Origin of the sequence: Chryseobacterium contaminans, assembly GCF_001684955.1 — a bacterium.
GTDB lineage: Bacteria > Bacteroidota > Bacteroidia > Flavobacteriales > Weeksellaceae > Chryseobacterium > Chryseobacterium contaminans.
The window spans coordinates 1-8,682 of sequence record NZ_MAYF01000064.1 but is presented as its reverse complement, the minus strand read 5'-3'; the positions used below and the strand labels follow the sequence as shown (position 1 = coordinate 8,682).

7 protein-coding genes are annotated in these 8,682 nt (G+C 37.4%); 6 read left to right on the top strand and 1 reads right to left on the bottom strand.

Features of this window, described 5'->3' with window-relative positions:
• The 4 genes from BBH99_RS22720 to BBH99_RS22710 all read left to right on the top strand — a co-directional run.
• Nucleotides 1–2,535, top strand: a 2,535-nt coding sequence (locus BBH99_RS22720; RefSeq protein WP_228390743.1) for an RHS repeat-associated core domain-containing protein, incomplete at its 5' end; no start/stop codon positions are given.
• 9 nt (nt 2,536–2,544) lie between these two features.
• Entirely contained in the window at nt 2,545–2,883 is a 339-nt protein-coding gene (locus tag BBH99_RS05440; RefSeq protein WP_066693045.1) for a hypothetical protein, read from the top strand.
• Nucleotides 2,884–3,354: 471 nt separating this feature from the next.
• Nucleotides 3,355–3,831: a transposase gene (locus tag BBH99_RS22715; RefSeq protein ID WP_066693047.1), complete on the top strand. Its 477-nt coding sequence runs from the start codon at nt 3,355–3,357 to the stop codon at nt 3,829–3,831.
• A complete protein-coding gene (locus BBH99_RS22710; protein ID WP_262487190.1) occupies nt 3,809–4,651 on the top strand; it encodes an IS3 family transposase in 843 nt (280 codons plus the stop codon). The genes BBH99_RS22715 and BBH99_RS22710 overlap by 23 nt, the downstream gene beginning before the upstream one ends.
• A gap of 59 nt (nt 4,652–4,710) precedes the next feature.
• Here the strand turns inward: BBH99_RS22710 and katG are convergent, their stop codons facing one another.
• Complete coding sequence (katG, locus tag BBH99_RS05425; RefSeq protein WP_066693039.1) at nt 4,711–6,987, bottom strand: catalase/peroxidase HPI; 2,277 nt, start codon at nt 6,985–6,987, stop codon at nt 4,711–4,713.
• 599 nt (nt 6,988–7,586) lie between these two features.
• Between katG and BBH99_RS05420 the strand changes: the two genes are divergently transcribed.
• A complete protein-coding gene (locus tag BBH99_RS05420; protein WP_066693037.1) occupies nt 7,587–8,054 on the top strand; it encodes a heme-binding domain-containing protein in 468 nt (155 codons plus the stop codon).
• A gap of 5 nt (nt 8,055–8,059) precedes the next feature.
• Nucleotides 8,060–8,470, top strand: a complete 411-nt coding sequence (locus BBH99_RS05415; RefSeq protein ID WP_066693035.1) for a thiol-disulfide oxidoreductase DCC family protein — start codon at nt 8,060–8,062, stop codon at nt 8,468–8,470.
• Nucleotides 8,471–8,682: the final 212 nt, after the last annotated feature.

Genomic DNA, 8,682 nt, shown 5'->3' with positions numbered 1-8,682 from the left:
GGTGAAATACCTACCGTTTTAAGTGTCAATTATTATGATACCTATCCGGGATATAGTTTTAACCCTCCATTCCCTTCAACGATTCAGGGAGAGCCTATACTGACAGAAACTCCAACAGCCGAAGGCATAAGTACCAAAAGCCTTCCAGTGATGAGCCTGGTAAAAAATATCGAAGATGATAACTGGACAAAGAATTACACTTATTATGATACCAAAGGAAGAGTAGTAGGGACTCATTCTATTAACCATTTAGGAGGTTATACAAAGACAGAGTCCAGGCTGGATTTTGCAGGAGTAGCTCAAACTGTTATCACCAGACATAAAAGGTTAGAAACAGATACAGAAAGAGTTATCACGGAAAACTTTGAATATGACCATCAGAACAGACTGCTTACCCATAAGCATCAGGTAGACAGTAATCCAACAGAAGTCCTTACCCAGAATAAATACAATGAACTTTCCCAGCTGGAAACTAAAAAAGTAGGCGGGGTAGATATCGCTAATCCTTTACAAACAATAGATTATCGGTATAATATCAGAGGCTGGTTAACGATGATCAATGATCCTTCCAATTTAAATGGAAAATTATTTGGATATGCATTGAAATATCAGGACCCGGCTATTCCTACCACCTCCGCTCCCCAATTTGGAGGAAACATTGCAGAGGCCCATTGGAAGACATCCGACGATGATGTCTATAAAGTTTACCACTATGCATATGACAAATTAAACCGTTTAAAATCCGGAGTATACCGTGAGCCTTATACAACATTACCTGATAAATCATTCTTTAATGAAGAGCTGAACTATGATTTGAATGGAAATATTACCCGTCTTTGGAGAACAGGTAAAAACGATTCAAACACGGCATTGCTGGTAGACAATCTTACTTATGGGTATCAGGGCAACAGGTTACAGACGATCACAGATGCTACGCAGAATGAAGCAGGCTATGAGGGAGGCGGAAATTTGATTGATTATGATGCTAATGGAAATATGACTACCATGAAGGATAAAGGGATCAATACCATTACCTATAATTATCTTAATCTTTCCAATACATTTGCAATAAGCCATCCGGACCCTATTGTTGTTGGTCAGCTGTCTACTGCTAATATGGAATATTTATATCGTGCAGATGGAGTTAAGTTGAGAAAAATTTATTCAACCAGACCTGCGAGAGGTAATACCAGAACATCTATGACCGATTATCTTGATGGATTTCAGTATTTTTATAAAGAAGGTGGCGGAATATGTATAACCTGTCGTACAGAGACTGCTTTAGAAGAACAGGCCTATGGAAATTTAGGAAAAACCTTTCCTGACCTGGGAGAACCCCCAACATGGAAATTAGATTTTGTACCTACAGCAGAAGGTTTTTACAGTTTCACAGAAAACCGTTATATTTACCAGTATAAAGATCATTTAGGCAATGCTAGGGTAAGTTTTGCAAAAGACAGCACAGGTGCTCTTAAAGTTACAGATACGAACAACTATTACCCATTTGGATTAAGCCATATTTCAGGAATGCTTAGCCTCTCTAATTTTGGTGGGTTATATAGCTATAAGTATAACGGCAAGGAGTTGCAGGAAACGGGTATGTATGATTACGGAGCGAGATTTTATATGCCCGATATCGGAAGATGGGGAGTAGTAGATCCGTTGGCGGAAACTTCAAGAAGATGGAATCCTTATAACTATGCTTACAATAATCCAATGAGATATGTAGATCCCGATGGAAGACAAGGGACAGATTGGGTACACAATAGACAAACAAATAGTGTTTATTGGAATCCAAATGCGACGAGTCAATCTACGGCTGGAGCTAATGAGACTTATCTTGGAAAATCCGGAACATATACAACTGAGAGTGGTTCTACAACAGCCTTAAATTCTGATGGCTCCTATACCAATAATTCTTTATTGGGAGGATTGGGAATAATTAATAATTTAGATCCTTTAATTCAAGCGGGTGATTCTGCATCAGCAATGAGTGTTGCTGCTTTTGGATCTTCTAATGACGGTTCATATATCAGAGAAACTCCTGATAATCCTTATGCGAATCCTTCCTCTCAGTTGGCTTATAATGGATTAATAGGTATGCAAATAGCTGCATCTGGAATTGCTGTGGAAGCTGCATTGGGTGCAGTAGGAATTACGGGTGGATTATCTTTATCAACAACAGGATCAGTTGCAGGAGATGGATTAGGAAGTTTAGGAGTGCAGGTTACCAATCCTACAAGTAGTGGCTTTGCAGGAGTTGTTAATAACTCAAGGGCCTTATGGGGTACTACTCAACAACAGATGGCATCTCATTTAGGAGAAGGCTGGACATCAGGAAGCTATGGGAGTAATGGAATGGGATGGAAGCTTACAAATGGGGATAAATCTGTTTTTTATAACCAAAGTAGTTCAGCTCATGGAGGAGCTGAATATTGGGGATTTTCTTCAGCAGAATTGGGTAAAACTAAAATTATAAATCCATCAACCTATCTTCCAAGAGTAGGAGACAAAGCAACTATTATTCCCAGATAAATCAATATTATGGAGACAAAAAAATTATATGAATATTTTTTAGATACTTTATCCCATTGTGGTTCATTTATTCTTGATTCTAGTAAAGAAGATATTGAATATCAAATTTTTGAAGAATTCGATATTGGAATTATTTCTTTTCTACATGAAGATTCATTGAAGCAATTGTTAGATTCAAAACTCATTACTTTTGATGTATATAATAGATGTTTATTATTAAGAAAGAGAGTATTAGAATTGCAAGAATTGGATTTATGGAAGATAGATTTAATAAAAACTAATAAAAAATGGAGGGAAGTTATTGTCCTTTGTGATGAAATAAAATATATGATTAAAAAAATTAAATAATCCCTCGCTACCGCTTGAATCCTTTCGTGTGATAAAATAACCACAACCACTGCTGTTTTTGCAGTGGTTTTTGTATTTAATAAGAATTTTGATTTTTTTATATTTGTGGTAATGAATAAAAAAATCATGGTGGAAAAGCTAAAGAGTTAACGAAAATAGAGGGACTAATACCCAAGAATATATGTCCAAGATTATCTCCACGGATGTACCCAGCTGCGCAAAGTCTTTCGACTTTGAGCTGATAAAAAATGCTAACTCAAGCCCTTTCACTTGTATCCAGATAAAACAAAACCACTGTTAATTCAGTGGTTTTTTATATTATATTTATTCCTCTTATCCAAACTTTATATCAATATACGACCTCTTTACTGAGTTTCATAAAATTGAATATTTCGATATCGTTATATAGCCTTTTCAGGAATACTGAAATTGTCTCGTCCTAACATAGCGTTACATAAAAAAAGTAATTTTATGGAACCATTTAAAAATCAGTACATAAAACGCAGCCAAAAGGATTACAGTCTATCCTTTAAACTAGCAGTGGTAAAAGAAGTAGAGAGTGGCAGCATTGGCAATCGTGCAGCTATGCGTAAATATGGTATTCAAGGTCATGGAACAATAACGGAATGGAGAAGAAAATATGGTACCTTTGATATAGACAACCGCTCACAATGTAAAGCTATGCAAACACCTGAACAAAAGATCAAGGAGCTGCAAGAAAAATTAAAACGTCTGGAACATCACAACCAGTACCTTGAAACACGTTTAACGGAGTCTGAAGATAAAGCAGCTATTTTGGATAAATTGATAGACCTGGCTGAGGAAGAATATTTGATTTCGGTAAGAAAAAACTCCTTCCCCGATCAATCCAATATCTCAGCAAAGAAACAAAAAAACGATAAGTTACCTTTGTGGATTGGTCGGGATGAATCGGCAGCGTTATTATAGAAGCTTTTGGCGTACGATAGAAAAACAGAATAGGTCCGCTCTGGTTATTACATTAGTTAATAATCTACGAGCTATGATGCCACGCTTGGGCACACGAAAAATTTATCATATACTAGAAACCTCCCTACAGTCATTACACGTAGGACGAGATAAACTATTCAGTATATTAAAGGCCAATGGTATGCTCATAAAACCTAAGAGAAACTATCGAATAACCACAAATTCCCATCATCGGTTCAGAAAGCATAAGAATCTGATAGGAAATATAGTTCCTGAACATCCGGAGCAGGCATGGGTTTCAGATATCACTTATATTGGAGGTAGGGACCGTAATTGTTATCTGGCCTTGATCATTGATGCTTACTCTAAAAAGATAATGGGATATGATGTTTCTAATAGCCTGGCAACTGAGGGATCCATTAGGGCGTTGAATATGGCCATAAAACAAAGAATATATAAGGAAAGCTTAATTCATCATTTTGACAGAGGTTTGCAGTATTGCAGTATGGAGTATCAGAAAATATTAAAAAAGAAAAACATCAGGCCTTCAATGACCGAGAGTTATGATCCATATGCCAATGCAATTACAGAGAGGGTAAACGGTATACTTAAACAGGAATTTCTACTAGAAGAATATCACGTTAATACGCAAACAATGAAGTTATTGGTAGAAGATGCCATTGCAATTTATAATACCAAAAGACCACATTGGTCGTGTTATATGAAAACACCTGAACAAATGCACAAACAGAAGAGTGTAAAAATAAGAACCTATAAAAACAAATATAGTTGTAGGGCCAGCCCTACAACTATATCATAAATATTAGTATTTTTATCTTATTAATCTGTAACGATTATTTAGGACTAGTCATTAAAAGATTAAACCAGATCAAATCTATCCAGATTCATCACCTTAGTCCAGGCAGACACAAAATCTTTTACAAATTTACCCTGTGCATCAGCACTTCCGTAAACCTCCGCAATGGCTCTCAGCTCAGAGTTTGATCCGAAAACAAGATCAGCACGGGTAGCCGTCCATTTTGGCTGGCCTGTTTTACGGTCTGTACCAATATACACCTCTTTATCGTCTGACATAGCTTTCCATTGCGTTCCCATATCCAGAAGATTGACAAAGAAATCATTGGTCAAAGCTCCCGGGCGGTGGGTAAATACACCATGTTTAGAACCATCAAAGTTAGTATCTAAAGCACGCATTCCCCCAACTAATACGGTTAATTCAGGAGCAGTAAGGGTTAATAATTGTGCTTTATCAATTAATAAAGACTCTGTAGAAACTGTGAATTTTGTTTTCAGATAATTACGGAATCCATCAGCTGCAGGTTCCAGATATCCCATAGATTCTACATCCGTTTGTTCCTGAGAAGCGTCCATCCTTCCCGGTGCAAAAGGAACTTTTACATCATGTCCTGCATTTCTTGCAGCGGCTTCCACAGCTGCACTTCCTGCCAGAACAATTAAATCTGCTAAAGATATTTTCTTACCTCCATTTTGAGAGTTAAATTCATTTTGAATGCCTTCCAACACTCCCAATACTTTTTGTAATTGAGCCGGATTATTGACCGCCCAGTTTCTTTGAGGCTCTAGTCTTATCCTTGAACCGTTAGCTCCTCCTCTCTTATCACTTCCTCTGAAAGTAGATGCAGAAGCCCACGCCGTGGAAGCCAATTCAGAAATACTTAGTCCTGAATTCAAAACTTTAGCTTTAAGAGCTTCAATATCAGAATCATTTACCAGTTCATGATTTACTGCCGGAATAGGATCCTGCCAGATTAACTCTTCCTGTGGTACATCCGGCCCCAGATAACGGGCACGAGGTCCCATATCTCTGTGGGTAAGTTTAAACCATGCTCTTGCAAATGCATCTGCAAACGCATCAGGGTTTTCATAAAAATGTCTTGAGATTTTTTCGTAAACAGGATCAAATCTTAAAGAAAGATCTGTTGTCAACATAGTAGGTCTATGTTTTTTATTAGCATCAAATGCATCCGGAATAATTTCAGCTCCGTCTTTTGCTACCCATTGGTGAGCTCCGGCAGGGCTTTTAGTTAATTCCCATTCATTTTCAAATAAGTTTTTAAAGAAATAATTACTCCATTGCGTTGGAGTTTCTGTCCAGGTTACTTCCAGACCACTGGAAATGGCATCTCTTCCACTTCCTGATTTATAGCTGCTCGCCCATCCTAAACCTTGTAATTCAATTCCGGCTGCTTCCGGTTCTTTACCAACGTGATCTGCTGGTCCTGCACCGTGGGTTTTTCCAAAAGTATGTCCACCAGCAATCAAAGCAACGGTTTCCTCATCATTCATCGCCATACGTCCGAAAGTATCTCTGATATCTTTAGCCGCTGCAATTGGGTCTGGATTTCCGTCCGGTCCTTCAGGGTTTACATAAATTAATCCCATTTGTACCGCTGCTAATGGATTTTCAAGGTTTCTCGAGTGAATATCTCCATCTGCCTTATCATCGGTAGGAAGAACGGCAGAATGACCTTCTACTACTCCTTCAGAACCGTGAGCATAACGTAAATCTCCACCTAACCATGTTTTCTCTGATCCCCAATATACATCTGCGTCTGGTTCCCATACATCAGCACGTCCGCCTGCGAATCCAAAAGTTTTGAATCCCATAGATTCAAGAGCTATATTTCCTGTAAGAATTAAAAGGTCAGCCCATGATATATTCTTTCCATATTTCTGCTTGATAGGCCACAATAATCTTCTTGCCTTGTCAAGACTTACGTTATCCGGCCAGCTGTTCAATGGGGCAAAACGCTGTTGCCCTGCTCCTGCTCCACCTCTACCATCTCCTACACGGTAAGTTCCGGCACTGTGCCACGCCATACGGATGAATAATGGTCCGTAATGACCAAAATCTGCCGGCCACCAATCCTGTGAATCTGTCATTAAAGCATGAAGGTCTTGTTTTACAGCCTCAAGATCAAGGCTTTTAAATGCTTCTGCATAATCAAAGTCCTTATCCATAGGATCAGACAGCGATGAATGCTGGCGCAGAAGATCCACTCTTAACTGATCTGGCCACCAATCTTTGTTTTGAGTTCCTCCACCTGCTACATTTTTCTTCATTGTTCCATTGTGAAACGGGCATTTACTGATGTCATTCAAATCTTTTTCCATTGTCGTTTATTTATTTTATATTGATTAATACGGTTTAAGTAATTCCTCTGTTGTAAGAACATGACAAACTTACAACGTTCATTCAATAAATACAATCTATTAATAATTATTTCAATGATAGTTAAAAACTATAAAGAAATATTTCCGACAGCATCAAAATCAAAGACACAATTGTGGTATTAAGTTAGTGATTTTTTAAATCCATTAAGCAGCTGCCACTCTATTTAGAATAACTCAATGTAAAGAAGAAAGGTTAGAAGAGGGAAGCTGGAGGCTGAAAGTTATGATAGGCGGAAAACATCTCCAGGATACTTATTTTAATGAATAGAAGAAGAAAATTCTCACTTTATGTTTAAGTACCTCTGGCTTTTCTCTCATTCAAAAACCAATTCATACCAAGTTCTGCATTCATTATCTATCCTTTGTCATCAAGTACTTCCCGCTTCCGTCCTAAAATATCAATTCATACCAAGCTCTACGTTCATTATAAAACAGAATATTACCTTTTTCACCATCAAGTACCTCCAGCTTTCCTCATCCCGCCTCGATCCAAAAAAAATAACTACCTTTATAATTCACAAACATGAATCCCCTTTCCTATGAAAAAAATACTTATCATCCTCCTCGTAGCTTTTATTATCATTCAGTTTTTTCCTATTGATAAAACCAACCCTCGTCCTACCCCCGGCATGGACTTTCTGAAAATAAAAGACACTCCTGAAAAAGTGGCAAAAATTATCAGAACATCGTGCTATGACTGCCATTCCAATGAAACCAAATATCCTTGGTATACCAATATTTCACCTGTTTCATGGTATGTGAAAAATCATATTAATGAGGGCAGAAAGGATCTTAATTTTTCTACCTTTGCAGTATATGAACCTCAAAGACAGCTTCGTAAACTGGAAGAATGCATAGAAATGGTTGAGAAAAAAGAAATGCCATTAGAATCTTACTATGTGGGACATCAGGATGCCAAGCTGACTGATGAACAACGTAAGGATCTTGTTCAATATTTCAGACAGGCTAAAGAAGATACAGAAAGAAGGATCATGTTTAATAAATAGAAATTGTGGAAAACTGGGAAACCAAACATATTGTATTTTTTGACGGAGATTGTGGTGTCTGCAATTTCTGGGTTCAATGGATTCTGGAAAGGGATACCAAAGACCAATTTATGTTCGCTTCACTTCAATCTGAATTCGGACAGCAGTTTTTATCAGAAAGAGGCTTAGAAACTAAAGTTTTCAATACTTTATACCTTTGGAAACCGAAACAGTATTACTTTATAAAATCAAGAGCAGTTCTTCAGATTGCCAGTATCTTAGGTGGAATCTATAAACTATCAGTTGTTGGTAAGATTATACCAAGTTTTCTGAGTGACAAAGTATATGATATGATTTCAAGAAACAGAATGAAACTGGCTAATCAGAAGTGCTTTCTTCCGGATCAGCATCAGAAGAAAAAATTTATTCAGGTTTAATTTGATTTCCCACAGATTTCGCAGATTTACGCAGATGTTTATGCTATAAATAAAGAACCTGCGTTAAGCAAAATCTGCGAGAAATACAATTTATTATTATATTGAGCCCTGAGCCCGCCACTCATTACTCATTACTCATTACTCATTACTCATTACTCATTACTCATTACTCATTACTCATTACTCATTACTCATTACTCATAAATTCAGTG

Coding starts and splice junctions, on each gene's coding strand:
- BBH99_RS05440 (WP_066693045.1), top strand. CDS start 2,545: ATGGAGACAAAAAAATTATATGAATATTTTTTAGATACTTTATCCCAT.
- BBH99_RS05420 (WP_066693037.1), top strand. CDS start 7,587: ATGAAAAAAATACTTATCATCCTCCTCGTAGCTTTTATTATCATTCAG.
- katG (WP_066693039.1), bottom strand. CDS start 6,987: ATGGAAAAAGATTTGAATGACATCAGTAAATGCCCGTTTCACAATGGA.
- BBH99_RS22715 (WP_066693047.1), top strand. CDS start 3,355: ATGGAACCATTTAAAAATCAGTACATAAAACGCAGCCAAAAGGATTAC.
- BBH99_RS22710 (WP_262487190.1), top strand. CDS start 3,809: ATGAATCGGCAGCGTTATTATAGAAGCTTTTGGCGTACGATAGAAAAA.